This window comes from Thermus sp. FJN-A, from assembly GCF_054655095.1.
The window spans coordinates 15,148-36,235 of record NZ_BAAHSC010000169.1 but is presented as its reverse complement, the minus strand read 5'-3'; the positions used below and the strand labels follow the sequence as shown (position 1 = coordinate 36,235).

Below are 21,088 nucleotides of genomic sequence, written 5' to 3'. Positions count from 1 at the left end.
CAAAGTTATGCGGGGACGTGGTAGCTTGTCCCCGACAAGGAGGTCAACATGTGCGCCCCCCTGGTGATGGAGACCGTGGCCCGTTCCGTTTCCCGCAGGAGCTTTCTGGCCTCGGGCCTCGTGGCCCTGGCCGGGGCCGCCCTCGGCCAAGGCCAGGTACCCGGCAAGGCCTTCAGCCGGGCGGTGGACCTCACCCACGAGCTCGGCCCCGGGATCCCCCTCTTCCCCGGGGCCGAGCCCATGCGGATCACCACCTTGGTCACCGTGCGGCAAAACGGCTACTACGGGAACCGCCTGGACCTCTGGGAGCACTCCGGCACCCACATGGACGCCCCTGCCCACTTCGCGGAAGCCGGCCTCACCGCGGAAAAACTCCCCGTGGCGAGCCTTATCGCCCCCCTGGCGGTGATCCACATCCACGAGAAGGCCGCCAAGGACCCCGATGCCCAGGTGACGGTGGACGACCTCCTGGCCTACGAACGCCAGTATGGCCGCCTGCCCAAGGGGGCCCTGGTGGCCATGCATTCCGGTTGGGAGGCCCGCTGGCAGGATCCCAAGGCCTTTCTGAACCAGGACGCTTCCGGCACCCTTCACTTCCCGGGCTTTTCCCCGGAGGCGGCGGCGTTCCTGGTGCAGGAGCGGGAGATCGTGGGGGTGGGGGTGGACACCCTCTCCCTGGACTTCGGCCCCTCCAAGGACTTCAGGGCCCACGTGACCCTCCTGGGGGCGGGCAAGTACGGCCTGGAGAACCTGGCCAACCTGGCCCAGGTGCCGCCCGCGGGCGCCCTCGTCTTCGTGGGAGGACCCAAGCACAAGGGGGCCTCGGGGGGCCCGGTGCGGGCGGTGGCGGTATGGTGATCTCCTGGCTCCGGGTGCCGGAGGAGGCGGAGCTATCCGAGGAGGTGCAGGCGCTTTTCGCCCAATTCCGAGAAAAGATGGGCTTCGTGCCCAACGTGGCCCGGATCTTGGCCCTGAGCCCCCGCTTTCTCCTCTGGTTCCGCTACTACGACACCCTCATGCGGGGGGAGGGCCTCCTGGCGCGGGAGGAAAAGGAGGCTATGGCCATCGCCATCAGCGGGGAGAACCGCTGCGAGTACTGTACGGCAAGCCACAAGAAGTACCTAAAGGACCTAACCGGGGATGCGGTCCTCCCCGAGGTCCTGGCCGCCAATCCCCGCCGGGCCGAGATGCCCGAGCGGATGAAGGCCCTGGTGGACTTCGCCCTCCAGGTCACCCACCGCCCCCACGAGATGACGGAAAAGGACCTGGAGCCCCTGCGGCGGGTAGGCCTTTCCGACGAGGCCATCCTCGAGGCCGCAGAGGTGGCGGCCATGTTCCACTTCACCAACCGCCTCTTGAACGCCATAGGCGCCAAACCCAACCCCGAGTACTACGCATGAGCCAAGCAAGCTTCCTGGAGTACCGGAACGTGTCCGTGGCCTTCGGGGACTACGTGGCCGTGGAGGGGGTGAACCTTAAGGTGGCGGAGGGTGCCTTCGTGAGCCTGGTGGGGCCCACGGGCTGCGGCAAGAGCACCCTCTTGAACGTGGCCGCAGGCCTCCTCGCCCCAAGCCAGGGGGAGGTGCTTCTGGAGGGGAAGCCCCTCCGGGGCCTCAACCCCGTGGCGGGCTACCTTTTCCAGCAGGACGCCATCCTGCCCTGGAAGACCGCCCTGGACAACGTGGCCCTTCCCCTGGTCTTCCGCGGGACCTCCTGGCCGGAGGCGCGGGCCAGGGCCCAGGCCTGGCTGGAAAAGGTGGGCCTCGGCCGCTTCCCCCGCCACTACCCCCACCAGCTTTCCGGTGGAATGCGCAAGCGGGTGGGCCTGGCCCAGGTGCTCATCGCCGGCCCCAGGCTCCTCCTCATGGACGAGCCCTTCTCCGCCCTGGACGTGCAGACCCGGCAACTCATGGAGAACGAGCTCCTAAGGCTCTGGCAGGAGGACCGGAAGACCGTGGTCTTCGTGACCCATGACCTGGAGGAGGCCATCGCCCTGGCCGACCGGGTGGTGGTGATGTCCGCAGGGCCCCGCTCTAGGCCCATCGGGGACTTCCCCATCCCCCTCCCCAGGCCCCGCGACGTGGCGGAAATCCGGCTTACGGCGGAGTTCTTGCGGCTTCACCGGGAGATCTGGGAGCTCCTCCGGGGGGAGGTGATGCGGGCCCATGCGGGGGCTTAGGCTCAGGGTCTACCAGGTGGGGCTCCTGGTGGCCTTCCTGGTCCTCTGGGAGTGGGCCTCGAGGACGGGCCGCATTGACCCCTTTTTCTTCTCCGTGCCCTCGGACATCTTCCAGAGGGTCTTCCGCTGGTTCGCCACCGGGGAGATCTACCCCCACCTCTACGTGACCACGGTGGAGATGCTCCTGGCCTTCGCCTTCGGCACCCTCTTCGGGGTGGCCTTGGGGCTGTGGCTCGCCCTGGCCCCGGGGGCCGCGGCGGTCCTGGACCCCTACATCAAGGCCCTGAACGCCATCCCGAGGGTGGTCCTCGCCCCCATCTTCACCCTCTGGTTCGGCCTCGGCCTCCTCTCCAAGGTGGCCCTGGGGATCACCCTGGTCTTCTTCGTGGCCTTCTTCAACACCTACCAGGGGGTCAAGGAGGTGAGCCCCGTGGTACTGCAAAACGCCAGGCTTCTGGGCGCGGGGTCCGGCCACCTCCTCCGCCACGTTTACCTCCCCGCGGCGGCGAGCTGGATCTTCAGCTCGCTAAGGACCTCCATCGGCTTCGCCGTCATCGGGGCGGTGGTGGGGGAGTACCTGGGAAGCGCCGCGGGCCTCGGCTACCTCATCGCCCAGGCGGAGGGAGTCTTCGACACCACGGGGGTGTTTGCGGGCATGGTGGTCCTCATGGTCTTCGTGCTGGTCCTAGACGCCCTGGTGGGCCAGGCGGAAAAGCGGCTCCTCGTCTGGCGGCCCAGGGCGGAGGGAGGTGAGGGATGAAACGCGTTTGGGTGTGGCTCCTGGTTCTCCTTCTGGCTTTCGGCTTGGCGCAAAAGCGCGTGGTCCTGGGCGTGGGGGGAAAGACCGCGGTGGTCTACCTGCCCCTCACCGTGGTGGAGCGCCTGGGCTACTTCAAGGATGAGGGCCTGGACGTGGTGATCCAGGACCTCCAGGCGGGGAGCCGGGCCCTGCAGGCCCTGGTGGGGGGAAGCGTGGAGGTGGTCATGGGCTACTACGACCACACCATCCAGATGCAGGCCCAGGGCCGGGACATCGTAGCCTTCGTGGAGGTGGGGCGCTACCCCGCCATCGTGTTGGGGGTGCGCTCGGACCTGGCGGACCAGGTGAGGAGCGTGGCCGACTTAAAGGGGCGCAAGGTGGGCGTCACCGCCCCCGGGAGCTCCACGCACTTCTTCCTGAACTACCTCCTGGTGAAAAGCGGCCTCAAGCCCACGGACGTCTCCGCCATCGGGGTTTCCGTGGGGGCCCAGGCGGTGGCGGCGGTGCAGAACAAGCAGGTGGACGCCATCTCCAACGTGGAGCCCGCCATCACCCTTCTGGAGGAACGGGGCCTGATCAAGGTCTTGGCGGACACCCGCTCCACCAAGGGCACCCGGGAGGTTCTGGGCGGGGAGTACCCGGCGGCGGTCCTCTACACCACAAGGGCCTGGCTGGAGAAAAACCCCGACACGGCCCAGCGCCTGGTGAACGCCATGGTGCGCGGGCTCCGCTGGATGCAGGGAAAGAGCCCCCAGGAGATCGCCGCCGTGTTGCCCGAGGAGTACTTCCTGGGAGACCGGGACCTCTACCTGAAGGTGCTCCGCAACTCCCTGGAGTCCTTCTCCCCCACAGGGCGGTTCAGCGACACCGCGCCCTTAAGGCCCCTCACGGTCCTCTCGGCCTTTGACCCCAAGGTGGCCCAGGCCCGGATAGACCTCAAGCGCACCTACACCAACGAGTTCGTGGACCGGGTGCCCAAGCGTTAAGATGTTACCCGGAGGTGAATGCTTATGCGTAAGCTCTTCCTGGGGTTCCTTTTGCTTTGGGGCGCGGCCCAGGCCCAGACCTGGAACATGGCCACCCCTTATCCCCCGGCCAACTTCCACACGCAGAACATCCTGCAGTTTGCCAAGGAGGTGGAGGAGGCCACGGGGGGCAGGGTCAAGATCACCGTCCACCCCGGGGGTTCCCTCTTCCCCCACCCGCAGATCCTGCCCGCGGTGCGGAACGGGCAGGTGCAGCTAGGGGAGGTTCTCATGTCCTTGCTGGCCAACGAGAACCCCCTCTTCAACCTGGACTCCATCCCCTTCGTGGCCACCAGCTACGAGGAGGCGCGGAGGCTTTACCAGGCCCAGCGGCCCGAGGTGGAGAAGTGGCTGGCCCAGAGGGGCGTGGCCTTCCTCTACGCCGTGCCCTGGCCCCCCCAGGGCCTGTACACCAAGCGGCCGGTGAACACCGCCCAGGACCTCAAGGGCATGCGCTTCCGGGCCTATAACCCCGCAACCGCCCGGCTGGCGGAGCTCCTCGGCATGAACCCGGTCCAGGTGGAGGCCGCGGACATCCCCCAGGCCTTCGCCACGGGCATCGTGGAGGCCATGATCACCTCCCCCGTCACCGGGGTGGACAGCCAGGCCTGGGACTTCGCCCGCCACTTCTACGACCTCAAGGCCTGGATTCCCAAGAACATGGTGGTGGTGGGGCGCCGGGCCTTTGAAAGCCTCTCCCCTCAGGACCGGGAGGCGCTCCTCCAGGCGGCCAGGCGGGCCGAGGAGCGGGGCTGGCGCCTGAGCCAGGAGCAGGAGGAGAGGGCCCTCCAGACCCTCGCGGCCCGGGGCATGCAGGTGGCCAGGCCCTCGGCCGCCCTCATGGCCGACCTCAAGAAGGTGGGCCAGACCATGATCCTGGAGTGGCAGCGGCAGGTGGGGGCCACGGGGGTCCAGGTCTACCGCCGCTACCTCGGGCGATGAGCCTCTGGGAAAAGGCCCTGGGGGTGGCCTTCCGCCTGGCCGAACTCCTCGCCGCCCTCATGGGCCTCTTCATCCTCCTGGTCATCCTGGCCCAGGTGGCGGGGCGGTACCTGGGCTTCGTGGTGCCCTCCGCCCTGGAGATGGCGGGCTTCGCCACCGCCGGGCTCATCTTCCTGGGCCTGGCCCCCACCTTGCGGGCAGGGGGGCACATCCGGGTGGGGCTCCTCCTCAGGCGGCTTCCCCCGGGACCGAGGCGCGTGGCCGAGGCCCTGAGCCTTGGCCTTGGCCTCCTGACCGCCCTTTACGCGGGCCTTCAGGCCTGGCTTAGGGTGGGGGAAACCTACCGCTTCGGCGACCTGGCCCCGGGGCTCCTGCCCCTTCCCCTCTGGCTTCCCCAAAGCTTCCTGGCCCTGGGCCTCACCTTCTTCGCCCTGGCCCTCCTCGAGGCCTTCCTCCGGGCCCTGAAGGGGGTGGCGCCGTGAGCTTCCTGGAGGCGGGCCTCCTCCTGGTCCTCTGCCTCTTCCTGCTCCTCATCCTCGGGGTCTACGTGGGCCTGGCCCTCCTCCTCGTGGGCCTCTTCGGCCTCGCCTTCCTCACCTCCGCCCCTCCGGGGCCCAACCTGGCCACCGCCCTTTGGACCAGCACCTCGGGCTGGAGCCTGGCCGCCCTGCCCCTCTTCGTCTGGATGGGGGAGATCCTCTACCGCTCCCGGCTGGCCCAGGGGCTTTTCCAAGGCTTAAGCCCCCTTCTCTCCCGCCTGCCCGGGGGGCTCCTCCACGTGAACGTGGTGGCCAGCGCCCTTTTTGCCGCGGTCATCGGCTCCTCGGCGGCCACCACCGCCACCGTGGGCCGCTTCACCCTACCCGAACTCCTGCGCCGGGGTTACCCCAAGCCCTTGGCCCTGGGCTCCTTGGCGGGGGCGGGCACCTTGGGCTTCCTCATCCCCCCCAGCGTCATCATGATCGTCTACGGGGTGATGGCCGAGGTCTCCGTGGCCCGGCTCTTCATGGCCGGGGTGGTGCCGGGGGTGGTCCTCACCCTGCTCTTCATGCTCCTCCTGGCCCTCCTTGCCCTGGCCCACCGGGGTGAACTCCCCCAGGAACCCCCTAAGCCCCTCGGGGAAACCCTGAAGAGCCTGCTCGGCGTCTTTCCCGTCCTCTTCCTGATCCTCTTGGTCCTGGGCTCCATCTACCTGGGGGTGGCCACCCCCACGGAGGCGGCGGCCATCGGGGTGGCGGGGGCCCTTCTCCTCGCCGCCCTAAACCGGGAGCTTTCCCCGGATACCTTCCGCCAAAGCCTCCTCGGGGCGGTGCGCACCACCAGCATGATCGGCCTCATCCTGGCGGGGGCCGGGGTGCTCACCTTGGCCATGGGCTTCACCGGCATTCCCAGGGCCCTGGCCGCCTGGGCGGTGGAAGCGGGGATCACCCCCCTGCTCCTCATCCTTTTCCTAACCCTGGTCTACACCGTCCTGGGCTGGTTCTTGGACGGCATCTCCATCGTGGTCCTCACCATCAGCGTCATCCTGCCCGTGGCCAAGGCCATCGGGGTGGACCCCCTCTGGTTCGGGGTGTACCTGGTCATCATGGTGGAGCTGGCCCAGATCACGCCCCCCGTGGGCTTCAACCTCTTCGTCATCCAGTCTCTCACCGGGGAGGACCTCTTCCACATCGCCCGCTACGCCCTGCCCTTCATGGGGGTGCTCCTCCTCATGGTGGCCCTCCTCTTGGCCTTCCCCGGCATGGCCACCTGGCTTCCCCGGACGATGACGGGGGGGTAGGATGAAGGTGGTCCCCGTCCACACCGGTTTTCCGGGCAGAAGCCACCGGGGCTACCTGGGGCTTTCCGGCGCCTACCTGGTGGTGGGCCGCCGCCTCCTGCTCTACGACACCCTGGGCTTTGGGGAGCGGGAAGGGCTCTACGGCCGCCTCGAGGCCTTGGGCTTCTCCCCGTTGGACGTGGCTTCGGTGGTCCTAAGCCACCTCCACTACGACCACGCGGCCAACGCCGATCTCTTCCCTTGGGCCGAGGTCTACGTCCACGAGGCGGAACTCCATCACGCCGAGCGGGTGGCCAAGGACCCCAGGCTGGACCCCGCCTGCCTCGCCCACCTGCCCAAGGTCCTCCCCCGGCTTAGGGCCGTCCCGGGGGGCCTTGTGGAGAAGGGGCTTGCGCTCCTCCACCTCCCCGGCCACACCCCAGGGCTTCTGGGCCTCGCCGTGGAAGGGGTGGGCGCTTTGGTAAGTGATGCCGTGAAGAGCCGCTTTGACCTCGAGGGTCCCCCGGCGCCCCCTTGCTTGGACCCGGAGGCGGCCCTCAAGAGCCGGGAGCGCCTTTGGAGCTTCCCCAGACTCTTTCCGGGCCACGATGTCCCCTTGCGCCGGGAGGGCGGCCGTTTTGTCCCCGAGGGCGAGGCCCGGCTGGAAGTGATCCTGCCCCACGGGACCCAGGTGGCGCTTAAGCTGTGATCAGAAGGGGGGTTGCATGACGGTAGACCTGAACGCGGACGCCGGCGAGTCCTACGGGGCCTTCACCTACGGGCACGACCGGGAGGTCTTCCCCTTGGTGACCTCGGTCAACCTGGCCTGCGGCTTTCACGGGGGAAGCCCAAGCCGCATCCTGGAGGCGGTGCGCCTGGCCAAGGCCCACGGGGTGGCGGTGGGGGCCCACCCCGGCTTCCCCGACCTGGTGGGCTTTGGCCGGCGGGAGATGGCCCTAAGCCCCGAGGAGGTCTATGCGGACGTCCTCTACCAGATCGGGGCCCTCCAGGGCTTTTTGCGAGCGGAGGGCCTGCGGCTCCACCACGTGAAGCCCCACGGGGCCCTCTACCTCAAGGCCTGCCGGGACCGGGAGACGGCAAGGGCCATCGCCCTGGCGGTGAAGGCCTTTGACCCGGGGCTTCCCCTCGTGGTCCTCCCGGGTACGGTGTACGAGGAAGAGGCCCGGAAGGCGGGGCTAAGGGTGGTCCTGGAGGCCTTCCCCGAAAGGGCCTACCTGCGAGACGGCGCGCTCGCTCCCCGCTCCATGCGGGGCTCTTGGATCACCGACCCCGAGGAGGCGGCCCGGAGGGCTTTGCGCATGGTCCTCGAGGGCAAGGTGGAGGCCTTGGACGGGGGCGAGGTGGCGGTGCGGGCCGAGACCCTCTGCATTCACGGGGACAACCCCAAGGCCCCCGAGGTGGCGAGAGCGGTGCGAAGGGCGCTGGAGGAAGCCGGGGTGGAGGTTAGGGCCTTTTAGCGCCACGCCCCCCGCTCTCGGAAATAGCGCACGGCCCCCTCGTGGTAGGGAACTTTACCGCCCCGGGAACGCACCGCGTTCTCCAGGGTGGTATCCCGGGCCGGGGCTACGGCCGAGTGAAGGCTGGGCAAATTTTCAAAAACCGCTCTAACCATGTTGTAAGCGGTATCCTCCGGAAGGCTGGCGGGACACACAAAGACGTTCCAGAAGGTGAGGGTGGGCGTATCGTAGCGGGTATTGTATGTACCCTTTGGGATTATCCCTGTGTCAACCACTCCGGGGAAGCGGCGCATAAGCACCTGGACCGGAGTACTCTCCCGAGGCAGGGGAACGAGGAAAAGCCTCTTTCCCTTGCGAGCCAAACTCGCCGAAAGCTCCAGAATGCTCCCTGTGGGAAGGCCGCCAGACCAGAAAAACGCATCCAGGTTGCCCTCGGAAAGCATCTGAGCGCTCTCCGCCACACGAACTCGCTCCCACTTGGCGAAGTGAACCCGCGGGTCAAAGCCCGGGATGGCCGCGGCCATCAGGGTGCGGGCCTCGTATTCGATGATGCCTCCAGCCACTTCTGTGGACACGCGCTTGCCCTTCAAGTCTTGGAGTACCCGGATTCCCCGGTCCTCCGTGGTTACCACGTGGAAGTAATTGGGATACATAGTGAAGAGGATACGCACAGGAACAGGCTTAGCCTGAAAGCGCTCCTCCCCTTGATAGGCCATAAGAGCAGCATCCGGGAGCACGGTGCCACAGTAATATGTACCCCGAGCCGCATCCGTGCGGTCCCTAAGGAGCATGAGGTTTTCTATAGAACCTCCAGACTGCATGGCCTGAGCCTGAACAACCCCGCTTCTGGTCAGGATCTCCGCCACCGCAGTGCCGTAGTAAAAGTAAACCCCACCCACGCCTCCCGTTCCTATTAACACCTGCGGCTTCTGGGCCCAGGCCAAACCTAAAACGACCGCCACCCAACCCCAGCGTCTCACAAGCCACCTCCGGATACGGTTCGAGCATACACGCCTAAGAGCCAGGGATGCAACTTCCCACCTGGGCTTCCCATAACCCAGAAAGGAGCTGTGGACGCAAAGGCTTTGAGGTGGTAAGCTAGCTCCACCAAGAAAGGAGGCAAGAGGATGCGGAGGGATAGGCGGAAGTTTACCAGGTGGCTGGGAGCCAGCCTAGGAGCTATGTTTTTGGGGTCCACCTGGGCCCAACGGTACCCCTCGAGGCCCATTACCCTCATCGTCCCCTGGTCCCCGGGAGGAAGCACTGACTTGACCGCTAGAGCCTTGGCCCCCACCCTGGAAAGGATTCTGAAGGCTCCGGTTCAAGTGGTAAACCGTACCGGAGGCGGGGGAGCGGTGGGCCACGGGGCTATCGCCCAGGCCCGTCCCGATGGCTACACCATTGGCATCATTACTCTGGAAGTGGTCCTGCCCCCCTGGGTGGCCCAGACCAAGATCAGCGCGGATCTGTTTTCCCCCATCTCCCTGCTGGTGCTTAATCCGGTAAGCATCGTGGTGCGCAAGGATGCCCCCTGGCGTAGCCTGCAGGAGTTTGTGGAGGACCTCAAACGCAATCCTGGCCGCTACAAGGCCTCGGGGACAGCCAAGTGGGGCTCCTACGATTTCGCCCGCCTTGGCTTTCTGCGAGCCATCGGCCTTAAGGATGAAGCCCTGCCTTGGATCCCCACCCAAGGCGCAGCAGCCGCCCTCCAAGAGCTGATTGCCGGAGGAATACACGTGGCCTTTGTGGCCATAGGGGAAGCCGCCAGCTTGGTTCGCGCCGGGGAAGCTCGCTATCTAGCCTTTATGACCGATCACCGCTTTCCTGCCTTCCCAGAAATCCCTACCCTCAAGGAGCTGGGGATTGACTGGACGTTCGCTTCCTTCCTCATGGCGGCGGCCCCCAAGTTTACCCTGCCCTCGGTGATTGACGTTCTGGACAAGGCCTTCGCCCAGGCTGTCCAGGACCCCGAGTTCGTACGCTTCATGCAGAATGCCAGCCTGGTAATCCGGCACCTGGATCGGAAGCAAAGCCTGGCCTTTCTCCAGGAAAGGACTCAGGCCATGAACCGGGTAGTCCAAGAGCTGGGCCTCAAGTTCTGAGGGCGGGGCACCAATGGCCTGGGAACGGGTGGTGGCCCTTCTCGCCCTTGCTTTGGGAGCTGCGGCCCTAGGTCTGAGCTTCGGCCTACCCCAGGCCCAGGGCCCCGGGCCTGAGCTCTTTCCGAGGCTACTGGGGGTGGTCCTGCTCTTCGCCGGGGCCGGGGAGCTCCTCTTGACCAAACCCGGCAAGCGCCGGGAGGGCCTGGCGGGATGGGGTCAGGGCCTTGTCCTTCTCCTCCTCTTCCTAGTAGCCCCTACCTTGGTGTCCCGTCTAGGCCTCGCTCCCACCGCCGCCCTGGCTGCAGGCCTGGGAGCCTTCTTGGCGCAGGAGTCCCTTCTACGGAGCCTCCTGGTGGCTCTCTTTACCTGGTTCCTGGCCTATATGGTGTTCGTGCGTCTCCTGGGGGTCCCAGCATGAGCCTTTTTTCGCCAGACGTCCTCTTGGCCATGGTCTTTGGTGGCCTTTACGGGGCGGTATTCGGTGCCATGCCGGGGCTCACGGTTACCCTGGCCCTGAGCCTCTTCATCCCCTTTGCCCTCTTCCTGCCCCCCGAGGTAAGCCTCGCCGCCATCGTGAGCCTAACAGCTACCGCCATCTTCGCCGGGGACATAGGGGCAGTCATGGCGCGGATTCCCGGAACCCCAGCCTCGGCGGCCTACACCGAGGAAATTCACGATCTAGGCCGCGAGCAGGGCCCCGCCTACGCCCTTGGCATCTCCGCCATCGCCTCCGCCCTGGGAAGCCTGGTAGGTACGGTTCTTTTGGTCCTAGGCTCCCTAGGCACGGCCTTGGTGGCCCGCCAGTTCTCATCCTTTGAGTACTTCTGGCTGGTCCTCCTTGGGGTGATCAGCGGGATCTTGGCCTCCCCAAAGCTTCTCAAAGGGCTTGTGGCCTTCGCTTTGGGGATGCTCCTCGCCACCATTGGCTACGACCCCGCCCTGGGCCATCCCCGTTTCACCTTCGGCAACGTAAACCTCCTGGGAGGCATCAACTTTATCGTGGCCCTCATCGGCCTTTTCGGCCTTAGCGAGGTGCTCTATCAGCTCGTGCAAGGTTCAGCGCCCCGGCCCCACCCAGGGACGCTCGGCCTCGAGGCCTCGGCCAGTTCCTTTTTCCTGGAGCCTCTCCGCCTCGCCTTCCGGGAGCGCTGGCTGTTTCTCCGCTCCGCCCTGTTGGGCACCTTTATCGGCTTCCTGCCCGGCGCCGGCTCGGACTTTGCCGCCTGGATCTCCAGCAACCTTAAGCGCCTTTCCCGGGGAACCAAGGAGCAGGTGGTGCTGGCGGGCACCTCGGCCAACAACGCCGCCGTGGCTGGCACCTGGATCCCTGCGCTTTCCCTGGGCATTCCAGGTGACACCCTTACCGCTATCATCCTGGGTCTCTTCCTTACCTTGGGCATCCGCCCTGGGCCGGAACTCTTCAGCAAGAACCTGAACCTGGTGGTGGAGATCTACCTGGTCTTCCTGGTGGCGAGCGCCGCCATCATGCCCTTGGTGGGTTACCTGGGAGCCCTCCTGGCGGGGCTTGCCCTAAGACTTTCCCGAGGAGTCCTCCTGGGGCTTATCGCCGGCCTCTCCCTGATCGGTGCCTACGCTATCAATAACAACCCCTTTGACCTCTACATGCTGGCCCTACTGGGAGCCTTAGGGCTCCTCCTTCGGCTGGGCGGGTTTCCCTTAGGCCAGGTGGTGTTAGGCCTAGTCTTGGGCCCCCTCTTGGAGCAGCACCTGATGGTGAGCATGATCAAGACCCACTGGAACCTCCTAAGCTTCTTTGAGCGGCCCGTCGCGGTATTGCTGGCCCTAGCCAACCTCCTCCTCCTAGGAGGGATGCTCTGGCTCAGGCTCAAGCAGGCCCGCAAACTGGAAGGGCTCCGAAGCCTCCTGGAGGAAAAGTGACGCGGGCCTGGGTGCTCACGGATTACGGCCAGCTGGCCTGGCAGGAAAAGCCAATCCCCGAAGGTCGTGGCCTTCTTCTGCGGGTGGTGGCCACCGGAATCTGTGGAAGCGATCTGGGGGTCTACACGGGGAGTCCCTCCATGCGGGCACGCTGGCGGCCACCCCTCATCCTGGGGCATGAGGTCGCGGGGGTGGTGGAGGAGGGCCCGCCCCACCTCCTGGGCCAGGCGGTGGCGGTGCATCCGGCTATCCCATGCGGCCATTGTCCGCAGTGCCGGGCAGGCAGGCCCCACCTGTGCCCTCACCGGCTCCATCTGGGCTTCCACCTGCCTGGGGGACTGGCCCCCTGGATCCGTATGCCCGAAGCCCAGCTTTATCCCCTACCCTCCCACCTGCCTCCCTGGAAAGGGGCCCTGGCCGAGCCCTTGGCGGTGGCCCTCCACGCGGTGAACCGGGCTGGCCTCCTCCCAGGGGAGGAGGTCCTGCTCCTAGGAGGCGGGTCTATCGGCGCCTTGCTGGCCTGGATCTTAACCAACAAGGGCGCCCGGGTACTCCTGGTGGAGCCGAATGCGCTCCGGGCCCGGGCCCTTGAAACCATGGGCCTGGTGGAGCGCGCCGCGAGCTATGGGGATGAACTCCCTGCCCAGACATTCCCTTTGGTATTGGACACGGTGGGGACAGGGGAATCTCTGGCCCAGGCCCTGAGGGCCACTGCCCCAGGCGGGCGGGTCGTGGTCCTGGGCCTTGCAGGCCAGGAGGCGCCCCTAAACCTCCAAGACCTCGTCCTAGGAGAGCGTACCGTGCTGGGAAGCTACCTCTTCACCCAAGAGGAGTTCGCCGAGGCCATAGGGCATCTAGGTGCATTGCCGGATAGCTTGGTCCGCCTCTGGCCAGCAGAGCAGGTCCAGGAAGCTTTTCAAGCCCTCTTGCAGGGCAGGGTGGGGGAGCCCAAAGTGGTCCTGGTGTGGTAAGCACAGGGCCTCACCCCTTCGGGCCCTGACGCAGGCCGGGGGGTGGGAGCGGGCCCGAAAAAGCCCAATGCCTCATCCCATAGGCACCCTCGAGGCCCGCATCCCCGCCTGGGCCGCCGCGAGCCTTGCGGTCAGGACCCTGAAGGGGCTCGCCGAGGTGTAGTCCAAAAGGTCCGCCACAAAGCGGACGCTTCCCGCCTCCCCCCCGTGCTCCCCGCAAAGCCCGAGCTTGAGCCTGGGATTCGCCTTCTTCCCCTCCTCCACCGCCAGGCGGAGAAGCCGCCCCACCCCCTTCTCGTCCAGGCGCTCCGTGGGGTCAAAGGGGAAAAGCCCCTCCTCCACGTATCGGGGCAGGAACTTGCCGGCGTCGTCCCGGGAGAGGCCGAAGGCCATCTGGGTGAGGTCGTTGGTGCCGAAGCTGAAGAAGTCCACCAGGGGGGCGATCTCGGCGGCGAGGAGGGCGGCCCGGGGGGTTTCCACCATGGTGCCGAAGGGGATGGGGCCGTACTCCTGAAAGAGTTCCTCGGCAAGGGCCCTCGCCCTTTCCACCTCCTTGGGGTCGGCCACCAGGGGGACCATCACCTCAGGCCTGGGGTCGTACCCCGCCTCCTTGAGCTCCCTGGCCGCCTCCAGAAGGGCCCTAAGCTGCATGCGGAAGACGGCGGGCCTCAGGAGGAGAAGCCGGATGCCCCGGAAGCCCAGCATGGGGTTCGCCTCCCGTAGGGCCTCCGCCCGCTTGAGAAGGCGCCTTGCCTCCTCGTCCCCCTCCTCGGCCCGGCGGGCGAGCTCCTCCACGGGGGGAAGGAACTCGTGGAGGGGCGGGTCCAAAAGGCGCACGGTCACGGGAAGGCCGTCCATGGCCAGGAGGATCCCCTTGAAGTCCTCCCTCTGGAACCGGAAGAGCCGCTCCAGGGCCTCCCTTTCCTCCTCGGGGGTTTCCGCCAGGATGAGGCGGCGCACCCAGGGCAGGCGCTCCTCCTGGAAGAACATGTGCTCCGTGCGGCATAGCCCGATGCCCTCCGCCCCGAAGTCCCGGGCCCTTCGGGCATCCTCCGGGGTGTCGGCGTTGGCCCTAACCCCCAGGCGCCTATAGGGCTCCGCCCAGGAAAGGAGCTTCCCCAAAAGGGCCTCGCCCGCCCCCTCCACCAGGGGCACCTCGCCCAGGTAAACCTCCCCCGTGCTCCCGTCCAGGGTGAGGAGGTCGCCCTCCCGGACCTCAAGTCCGTCCACCACCGCCCGGCCCTCTTCCGCATGGACCCTCATGGCCTCGGCCCCCACCACGGCGGGAACCCCCAGGCCCCGGGCCACCACCGCCGCGTGGGAGGTGAGCCCCCCCCTGGCGGTGAGGATGCCCTGGGCCAGGTACATGCCGGTGATGTCCTCCGGGGTGGTCTCGGGGCGCACCAGGATGGCGGGGAGCCCCTGGGCGTGGAAGCGCTCCACCGCCTCGTTGGAAAAGGCAGCGTGACCCACCGCGGCCCCCGGGCTTGCGGGAAGTCCCTTGAGGAAGGGCTTCGGGGCCCTCTCCCGGTCCACGGCGGGGCGGAGGAGGCCGGGGAGGCTGTTGGCCTCCACCCGAAGCACCGCCTCCTCCCGGCTGATCAGTCCCTCTTCCGCCATCTCCACGGCGATCTTCACCGCCGCCTGGGCCGTACGCTTCCCGGAGCGGGTCTGAAGAAGATAGAGCCTCCCCCGCTCCACGGTGAACTCAAAGTCCTGCATGTCGCGGAAGTGCCGCTCCAGCCTTTCGGCCACCTGCAGGAGTTCCCGGTAGAGCTCGGGGGCGTAGTCCTTGAGGCGCTCTAGGGGCTCGGGGGTGCGGATCCCCGCCACCACGTCCTCCCCTTGGGCGTTCCTCAGGTACTCCCCGTAAAGGCCCTTCTCCCCGGTGGCCGGGTTGCGGGTGAAGCCCACCCCGGTGCCCGAGTCCTCCCCCAGGTTGCCGAAGACCATGGCCTGGACCACCACCGCCGTGCCCAGGTCCTCGGGGATGCCGTAGATGCGGCGGTAGGTCTTGGCCCTGGGGTTCAGCCAGCTTTTGAAAACGGCCTCTATGGCCCCCCAAAGCTGGGCCCAGGGGTCCATGGGGAAGGGGGTGCCCCGGGCCTCCAGGTGGCGGAGGTAGCGGAAGGCGAGCTCCTCCAGGTCTTCAGGCCCAAGGTCGGCGTCCGTGGCCGCCCGCCTCTCCTCCTTCAAGGCGGAAAGCATCCCCTCAAAGGCCTCCGCCCGCTCCCCCAAGACCACCTCCCCGTACATGGCGAGCAGCCTGCGGAAGCTGTCCCAGGCAAAGCGGGGGTTAGCGGTGGCCCGGGAGAGGGCCTCCACCCCCTCCAGGGTGAGGCCCAGGTTGAGGATGGTGTCCATCATGCCGGGCATGGAGACCGGGGCCCCGCTCCGCACGGAAACGAGGAGGGGAGGGGTGCTCCCCTCCCCTTGGCCAAAGCGCTTGCCCGTTAGGCCCTCGAGGGCGGCGAGCTTAGCCCCTACCTCCTCCCAAAGGCCCGGAACCCGCCCTTCCCGTAGGTAGCGGCGGCAGGCCTCGGTGGTGACGACGAGCGCCGGGGGTACGGGAAGCCCCGCCTCCTGCATGGCCACGAGGCCAAACCCCTTTCCCCCCAGGAGTTCCCGGGATAACCCCTTGGCTTCAGCCAGGAGAAAGACCTGGGTTTGCATGGGGCCATTTTTTTCCACGGCGTGGAAGCGTGGAAAAGTGTAGGCCCGGGAAGTCTACACCGTTCGGGTATAGGCTCATCCTGTGGACACCCGGCTCCTCGCCCTCCTCTCCGGGGTCCTCCTGGGCACGCTGAGCGAAAGCAGCCTGGCCCCCGCCCTTCCCCTCCTGGCCCGCACGCACGGGGTGGGGCCGGATATGGCCCAGGGGGTGCTGTCCGCGGGGCTTTTGGGCGCGGCGGCGGCCTACTTGCCCGTGGCCTGGCTCGCGGGCCGCCTGGGAGCCCTTTGCCTCTTCCGGACGGGGCTTCTCCTCCACGCCGCCTCCGCCATCGCCCTGGCCCTGGCGGAGAGCCTCCCCCTCCTCCTTCTCCTCCGCCTCCTCCAGGGGATCGCCACGGCCATGGTGGTGGGCCTGGTACCGGGCCTGGCCGCCAGCGCCTTCCCCAAGGCCCGGGGCTACGCCATGGGCATGGTGGCCAGCACCGTGGCCACCGGCACTCTCCTAGGCCCGGCCCTCGGGGGGCTTGCCGCCACCTGGGGCCCCCGCTACGTCTTCCTCTTGCCCTTGCCCGCAGGGATCCTGGCCCTCTTCCTGTCGGGTAGCCTTCCCGGGCTTCCCCGACAGGCGGGCACCCTGGGCCACCTGCTCAGGACCCCGGGCTTCTTAAAGGCCCTTCTGGCCACCTCCTTGTACTTCCTCCACACCCTGGGCACCACCGTGGCCTTGGCCTTCCACCTGGGGGCGGTGGGCCTCTCCCCCGGGGCCATCGGCGGGCTCCTCCTCATCGGTCCCCTAGAGCTCCTCCTCCTGGGGGCCTGGGCGGGCCGGGCCGCGGACCGGCTGGGCTACACCCGGATGGCCCTGAAGGGAGCCTATCTCCTGGTGGGGGCGGGGGTGGGCTTCGCCCTTCTCCCCCTCTGGCACCCCATCTGGGGGGCTTTTCTGGGGCTCCTCCTCCTGGGGGTGGGGCGGGCCCTCTTCCAGGCCGCCAACAACGCCCAGGTCCTCTCCTTGGCCCCGGGAGGCCTCGAGGGGCTGGCCTCGGGCGCCCTCTCCGTGGCCCGCGCCCTGGGCCAGGCCGTGGGCAGCGCCCTGGCCGGGGGCCTTCTGGCCCTCTTCCACGCCCTTCTCCCCCACCACGGCCTGGCCTTCGCCGCCACCAGCCTCTGCCTCACCGCGGGCATGGCCTGGGCCGCCTGGCTGGTGCGGGGGAGGAAGGCCGAAATCCCTGCCTCCCGCCCAAAGGGGCGGAGCGGGGGCGGCTAAGCTAAAGGGCATGTGGGACGATGCCTTGAGGCCCATCCACGGGGGGGCCGACGGGGGGCCGGAACCCCTATACGACTTTTCCACCAACGCCAACGCCCTGGGCCCGAACCCCGTGGTCCTGGAATCCATCCGGCGGGCGGACCCCAGCCGCTACCCCGACCCCCTCTACCGCAAGGTGCGGCAGGCCCTGGCCCAGGCCCATGGGGTGGCCCCGGAACAGGTGGCGGTGGGCACCGGCACCAGCGAGCTCATCCACCGCCTGGCCCGCTGGAACTTCCTGCGGGGCCCCATCCTCCTCCTCCCCCCCACCTTCGGGGAGTACGCCCGGGCGGCGCGGGCCCTGGACATGCCCCTTTGGGAGGCGGGAAGCCCCGAGGAGTTCCTGCGCCTCCTGCCCCGGAGCACCCTGGCCTTCCTCTGCGTCCCCAACAACCCCACGGGGGAGGTCTACCCCTTCCTGGAGGAGGCGGCCAGGCGCGCGGGCGGGGCCTTGGTCCTGGACCTGGCCTACCACGACCTCCTGGAGGCCCCCATCCCCTTGCCGGAGAAGGCCTGGCGCCTCCACAGCCCCAACAAGGCCCACGGCCTCACCGGGGTGCGGGCGGGCTACCTGGTGGCCCCCCTGGACCTCACCCCCTTGCAGCACCTGGCCCCCTCTTGGCCGGTCTCCGTGCACGGGGAGGCCCTCCTCCTGGGCCACCTGGACCCCGAGGCCCAGGCGTGGCTCGAGGGGAGCAAAAGGGAGCTTTTCCGCCTGAGGCGCCTTCTCGCCGGGGGCTTAAGGGGGATGGGCCTCGAGGTCCGGGAAAGCCCCGCCAACTTCCTCCTGGTGCGGGTGGGAAGGGCCACGGCGGTGGCGAGGGCCTTGAGGGAAAGGGGCATCCGGGTGCGGGACGCCACCAGCTTCGGCCTCCCCGAGTGGCTCAGGCTCTCGGCCCAGAGGGAGGAGGCCATAAGGGCCCTCCTCCTCGCCCTGGAGGAGGTCCTTGCGGGTAAACTCAGGGCATGACCCCGGAGCTTGCCCGCTACCTGGAGGAGGCCCTGGGGCGGCTACGGGCGGCCCTGGACCTGGAGGCCCTCTACCTCTTCGGCTCCCTGGCCCGGGGGACGGCGGACCGGCGGTCGGACCTGGACCTCCTGGTGGTGGCCCGCACCCCCCTTCCTCCCCTTGAGCGCATCGGCCTTGTCCTGGAGCTCCTCCAGGACGCCCCCCTCCCTGTGGAGGCCATCGTCCTCACCCCTGAGGAGTTCCAAGAGCGCCGGGATCTCCCCTTCCTCAAGGGGGTGCTATTGGAGGCGAAACCCCTCTATGAGCGTGGAAAAGCGCCGGCTTGAGGCCCAGCGCTGGCTCGCCCAGGCCTGGGACGACTGGGAGGCGGGGAAAGCCCTCCTGGAGAGGGGCAAGTACGCCCAGGCCGCCTTCCTCGCCCAGCAGGCCGGGGAAAAGGCCCTGAAAGCCCTCTGGATCGCCCTGGGCCTGGACCCCTGGGGCCACAGCCTCGCCCGGCTCCTCCGGGACCTCCCCCCGGAGGAAGCCCCCGCTTTCCACCCCCTTCTGCCCCAGGCCCTGGCCCTGGACAAGCTCTACATCCCCACCCGCTACCCCGACGCCCTCCCCGGGCTCACGCCCAAGGAGGCGTACACGGAGGAGGAGGCCAAGAAGGCCCTGGAGGACGCCCAGGCGATCCTGAAGGCCGTGGAGGTGCGCCTTGGGAAGGGCTAAGGCCCTCGCCGTCTGGGGCACGGGGAGCGGGGTGGGGAAAAGCCTCCTCACGGCGGGCCTTCTTCGCCACTTCCGCCGCCTGGGCCTGAAGGTGGCCCCCTTCAAGGCCCAGAACATGGCGAACCACGCCCGGGTGGTGGCGGGGGGGGAGGTGGCGAGCGCCCAGTGGCTCCAGGCGGTGGCGGCCGGGGTGGAGGCCGAGGTGCGGATGAACCCCGTCCTGGTGAAGCCCTTCGGGGAGGAGGGAGCCCAGGTGGTGGTGTGGGGGAAGGTGGACCCAGGGCTTTCCCGGCTCCCCTGGCAGGAGAGGAGGCCTCTCCTCGAGGCCCCCGTGCGGGAGGCCCTGGAAGGGCTTCTCGCCGAGTACGACCTCCTGGTGCTGGAGGGGGCGGGAAGCCCGGTGGAGCGGAACCTCTGGCCCGACCTCCCGAACCTAAAGGTGGCGGAGTGGGCAGAGGCCAAGGCCCTCCTGGTGGCGGACGTGGACCAGGGCGGGGCTTTGGCCGCCATCTACGGCACCTGGGCCCTCCTGGGCGAACACCGGAAGCGGCTTACGGGCCTGGTCCTCAACAAGTTCCGGGGGGACTTCTCCCTCCTCCGCCCCGCCCACGGCCTCCTCGAGGGCTGGACGGGGGTTCCGGTCCTGGGCACCCTCCCCATGCTCCCCCTCACCCTCCCCGAGGAGGACGGGTTCCGCCACCGCCTAAGGGGTGGGGAGGGCCCCAAGGTGGCCATCCTCCGCTACCCCCACGCGGCCAACCTGGACGAGTTCTGGCCCCTTTCCGAGGTCGCCCGGCCCGTCTACGCCACCACCCCGGAGGAGGCGGAAGGGGCGTGGCTCCTCATCCTCCCGGGAAGCCGCCTTCCGGCGCGGGACCTTCCCTGGCTTCGGGCCTTTCTCCCCGTGATCCAGGGGCACCTGGAAGCGGGCAAGCCCGCCCTCGCCGTCTGCGGCGGGGCGGAGATGCTTTCCGAAGCCCTCCTGGACGAGGAGGGGGTGGAGGAAAAGGGCCTTTTCCCCGGCTTCGGCCTCCTCCCCTTCCAAGTCCGCATGGCCCGGGAGAAGACGGTGCGGCGGGCCAGGGTGCGCTTTTCCGGGCTTCAGGGCTTCTGGGCCAGGCTGAACGGCCTCGCCGCCGAGGGCTACGAGATCCACCACGGCCAGGGGCTCCCCCTCCTCCACCAGGAAGGCCCCCTCCTCGCCACCTGGGTCCACGGCCTTCTGGAAGACCCGGGGGTGCAGCGGGCCCTCTTCGGCCGGGAGGCCAAGGGCCTGGAGGAGGGCCTGGAGGCCCTGGCGGACGCCCTCGAGAGCCACCTGGACCTCAAGACCCTGCATCGCGCCCTGGGGCTTACGGGGAGGGCCTTCCCCGCAGGGGACCCCAAGGCCCCAGACCCCGCCCCTCCCCCCGGCCTCGTCCTCCTCCTGGGGGGGGCGAAAAGCGGCAAGAGCCATCAGGCCCAAAGGATGGCGGGCCCCTTCGCCACCCTCATCGCCACCGCCGAGGCCCGGGACGAGGAGATGGCCCTGCGCATCGCCCGCCACCAAAAGGAGCGCCCCCCCACCTGGGAGACCCTGGAAGAGCCCCTGGACCTGCCGGGGGCCCTGGCCCGGGCCCGCCACCCCACGGTGGTGGTGGACTGCCTCACCCTCTGGGTGGCCAACCTCCTGGAGCGGGGCCTGGACCCCCTCTTGGAGGTGGAGCGGTTTTTGGCCGCGGTCAGGGAGAGCGGCAAGCGGGTGATCGCGGTCTCCAACGAGGTGGGCCTGGGCATCGTCCCCCCAAACCCCCTGGCCCGGCGCTACCGCGACCTCCTGGGCCAGGTCAACGCCCGCCTGGCCCAGGAGGCCGAGGAGGTCTACCTCCTGGTGGCGGGCAGGCCCCTGCGCCTTTAACGCCGGGCCTGCCAGCGCTCCTTGAGCCGCCGGAAGAGGGCCTCCACCTTGGCCTTAGGGAGGATCACCTGCTCCGTGCGCCCCCGCCCGATCAGGTCGCCCAGCTCGTTGAAGGCCTCCATGCTGGCGTGGACCCGGTTGCCCTCGGTGCGCTCGTGGCGGGCCACGATCCTGACCCGCATCCCGGGAAGGGCCGAGGCCAGGTGCCGCACCTCCACGTAGCTCCCGATCCCCTCCTCCCCCTCCTCCAAAAAGGGCAGGATGATCTTCCGGCCCGCCAGCTCCATGTGCTTGGCCATCCAGTAGGTGGCGTAGACGGGGTGCACGGGGCCCAGCTCCTCGAAGTCCACGGTCATGGCCTCCGTGACCACCGTCTCAAAGACGGCCTGGAACCCGGGGGGAATGGGGCGCAT

The 21,088-nt window shown here is 68.3% G+C and carries 22 protein-coding genes; 19 read left to right on the top strand and 3 right to left on the bottom strand.

Translation table 11 applies throughout. The annotated features are described in order from the left end of the window. Window positions 1-48 precede the first annotated feature (48 nt). Genes ACYQ0J_RS04470 through ACYQ0J_RS04425 form a run of 10 tightly spaced genes read left to right on the top strand, consistent with a single transcriptional unit; the run spans window position 49 to window position 8,143 of the window. Window positions 49-858 carry a cyclase family protein gene (locus ACYQ0J_RS04470; protein WP_460170980.1) on the top strand — a complete coding sequence of 270 codons (810 nt, stop codon included), beginning with the start codon at window positions 49-51 and terminating at the stop codon, window positions 856-858. Then, window positions 852-1,400 (top strand): peroxidase-related enzyme, encoded by a 549-nt coding sequence (locus ACYQ0J_RS04465; protein WP_460170979.1) that lies wholly within the window; start codon window positions 852-854, stop codon window positions 1,398-1,400. The genes ACYQ0J_RS04470 and ACYQ0J_RS04465 overlap by 7 nt, the downstream gene beginning before the upstream one ends. Continuing rightward, a complete protein-coding gene (locus ACYQ0J_RS04460; RefSeq protein WP_460170978.1) occupies window positions 1,397-2,179 on the top strand; it encodes an ABC transporter ATP-binding protein in 783 nt (260 codons plus the stop codon). Before ACYQ0J_RS04465 ends, ACYQ0J_RS04460 begins: the two co-directional genes overlap by 4 nt. Continuing rightward, window positions 2,166-2,939 (top strand): ABC transporter permease, encoded by a 774-nt coding sequence (locus ACYQ0J_RS04455; RefSeq protein WP_460170977.1) that lies wholly within the window; start codon window positions 2,166-2,168, stop codon window positions 2,937-2,939. Before ACYQ0J_RS04460 ends, ACYQ0J_RS04455 begins: the two co-directional genes overlap by 14 nt. Further along, window positions 2,936-3,925 carry an ABC transporter substrate-binding protein gene (locus ACYQ0J_RS04450; protein WP_460170976.1) on the top strand — a complete coding sequence of 330 codons (990 nt, stop codon included), beginning with the start codon at window positions 2,936-2,938 and terminating at the stop codon, window positions 3,923-3,925. The genes ACYQ0J_RS04455 and ACYQ0J_RS04450 overlap by 4 nt, the downstream gene beginning before the upstream one ends. A 24-nt stretch (window positions 3,926-3,949) precedes the next feature. Next, complete coding sequence (locus ACYQ0J_RS04445) at window positions 3,950-4,906, top strand: TRAP transporter substrate-binding protein (RefSeq protein ID WP_460170975.1); 957 nt, start codon at window positions 3,950-3,952, stop codon at window positions 4,904-4,906. Next, a complete protein-coding gene (locus ACYQ0J_RS04440; RefSeq protein ID WP_460170974.1) occupies window positions 4,903-5,388 on the top strand; it encodes a TRAP transporter small permease in 486 nt (161 codons plus the stop codon). Before ACYQ0J_RS04445 ends, ACYQ0J_RS04440 begins: the two co-directional genes overlap by 4 nt. Continuing rightward, window positions 5,385-6,686: a TRAP transporter large permease gene (locus ACYQ0J_RS04435; protein ID WP_460170973.1), complete on the top strand. Its 1,302-nt coding sequence runs from the start codon at window positions 5,385-5,387 to the stop codon at window positions 6,684-6,686. The genes ACYQ0J_RS04440 and ACYQ0J_RS04435 overlap by 4 nt, the downstream gene beginning before the upstream one ends. Window position 6,687: 1 nt before the next feature. Further along, window positions 6,688-7,374 carry an MBL fold metallo-hydrolase gene (locus tag ACYQ0J_RS04430; RefSeq protein ID WP_460170972.1) on the top strand — a complete coding sequence of 229 codons (687 nt, stop codon included), beginning with the start codon at window positions 6,688-6,690 and terminating at the stop codon, window positions 7,372-7,374. Window positions 7,375-7,390: 16 nt separating this feature from the next. Next, complete coding sequence (locus tag ACYQ0J_RS04425) at window positions 7,391-8,143, top strand: LamB/YcsF family protein (protein WP_460170971.1); 753 nt, start codon at window positions 7,391-7,393, stop codon at window positions 8,141-8,143. On the opposite strand, the gene ACYQ0J_RS04420 is transcribed toward ACYQ0J_RS04425, so the two are convergent. Then, window positions 8,140-9,105 (bottom strand): TAXI family TRAP transporter solute-binding subunit, encoded by a 966-nt coding sequence (locus ACYQ0J_RS04420; RefSeq protein WP_460170970.1) that lies wholly within the window; start codon window positions 9,103-9,105, stop codon window positions 8,140-8,142. The two genes, ACYQ0J_RS04425 and ACYQ0J_RS04420, sit on opposite strands and share 4 nt — an antisense overlap. 165 nt (window positions 9,106-9,270) lie before the next feature. Here ACYQ0J_RS04420 and ACYQ0J_RS04415 point away from each other — a divergent pair, with 165 nt between their 5' ends. From ACYQ0J_RS04415 to ACYQ0J_RS04400, 4 genes are read left to right on the top strand one after another with little or no spacing between them, the layout of a single operon-like run. Beyond that, window positions 9,271-10,245 carry a tripartite tricarboxylate transporter substrate binding protein gene (locus ACYQ0J_RS04415; RefSeq protein ID WP_460170969.1) on the top strand — a complete coding sequence of 325 codons (975 nt, stop codon included), beginning with the start codon at window positions 9,271-9,273 and terminating at the stop codon, window positions 10,243-10,245. Window positions 10,246-10,258: 13 nt separating this feature from the next. Then, complete coding sequence (locus ACYQ0J_RS04410; RefSeq protein ID WP_460170968.1) at window positions 10,259-10,663, top strand: tripartite tricarboxylate transporter TctB family protein; 405 nt, start codon at window positions 10,259-10,261, stop codon at window positions 10,661-10,663. After that, on the top strand, window positions 10,660-12,144 hold the full coding sequence (locus tag ACYQ0J_RS04405) for a tripartite tricarboxylate transporter permease (protein WP_460170967.1): 1,485 nt from the start codon (window positions 10,660-10,662) through the stop codon (window positions 12,142-12,144). The genes ACYQ0J_RS04410 and ACYQ0J_RS04405 overlap by 4 nt, the downstream gene beginning before the upstream one ends. Continuing rightward, the gene (locus ACYQ0J_RS04400; RefSeq protein WP_460170966.1) at window positions 12,141-13,115 is read left to right on the top strand and encodes a zinc-dependent alcohol dehydrogenase; all 975 of its coding nucleotides are present in this window, start codon (window positions 12,141-12,143) and stop codon (window positions 13,113-13,115) included. Before ACYQ0J_RS04405 ends, ACYQ0J_RS04400 begins: the two co-directional genes overlap by 4 nt. A gap of 72 nt (window positions 13,116-13,187) precedes the next feature. On the opposite strand, the gene ppdK is transcribed toward ACYQ0J_RS04400, so the two are convergent. Beyond that, window positions 13,188-15,788, bottom strand: a complete 2,601-nt coding sequence (ppdK, locus tag ACYQ0J_RS04395; RefSeq protein WP_460170965.1) for a pyruvate, phosphate dikinase — start codon at window positions 15,786-15,788, stop codon at window positions 13,188-13,190. A gap of 82 nt (window positions 15,789-15,870) precedes the next feature. On the opposite strand from ppdK, the gene ACYQ0J_RS04390 reads away from it, so the two are divergent. The 5 genes from ACYQ0J_RS04390 to ACYQ0J_RS04370 are packed head-to-tail and all read left to right on the top strand — an operon-like array spanning window position 15,871 to window position 20,675. Beyond that, window positions 15,871-17,055, top strand: coding sequence for an MFS transporter (locus ACYQ0J_RS04390; protein ID WP_460170964.1), 1,185 nt, complete (start codon window positions 15,871-15,873; stop codon window positions 17,053-17,055). Between the two features lie 10 nt (window positions 17,056-17,065). Next, the gene (locus ACYQ0J_RS04385) at window positions 17,066-18,064 is read left to right on the top strand and encodes a pyridoxal phosphate-dependent aminotransferase (protein WP_460170963.1); all 999 of its coding nucleotides are present in this window, start codon (window positions 17,066-17,068) and stop codon (window positions 18,062-18,064) included. Then, window positions 18,061-18,390 carry a nucleotidyltransferase domain-containing protein gene (locus ACYQ0J_RS04380; RefSeq protein ID WP_460170962.1) on the top strand — a complete coding sequence of 110 codons (330 nt, stop codon included), beginning with the start codon at window positions 18,061-18,063 and terminating at the stop codon, window positions 18,388-18,390. The genes ACYQ0J_RS04385 and ACYQ0J_RS04380 overlap by 4 nt, the downstream gene beginning before the upstream one ends. After that, a complete protein-coding gene (locus tag ACYQ0J_RS04375) occupies window positions 18,365-18,778 on the top strand; it encodes a HEPN domain-containing protein (protein ID WP_460170961.1) in 414 nt (137 codons plus the stop codon). The genes ACYQ0J_RS04380 and ACYQ0J_RS04375 overlap by 26 nt, the downstream gene beginning before the upstream one ends. Next, entirely contained in the window at window positions 18,765-20,675 is a 1,911-nt protein-coding gene (locus ACYQ0J_RS04370; RefSeq protein WP_460170960.1) for a cobyric acid synthase, read from the top strand. Before ACYQ0J_RS04375 ends, ACYQ0J_RS04370 begins: the two co-directional genes overlap by 14 nt. Here the strand turns inward: ACYQ0J_RS04370 and ACYQ0J_RS04365 are convergent. Then, window positions 20,672-21,088, bottom strand: coding sequence for a thioesterase family protein (locus ACYQ0J_RS04365; RefSeq protein ID WP_460170959.1), 417 nt, complete (start codon window positions 21,086-21,088; stop codon window positions 20,672-20,674). The genes ACYQ0J_RS04370 and ACYQ0J_RS04365 overlap by 4 nt on opposite strands.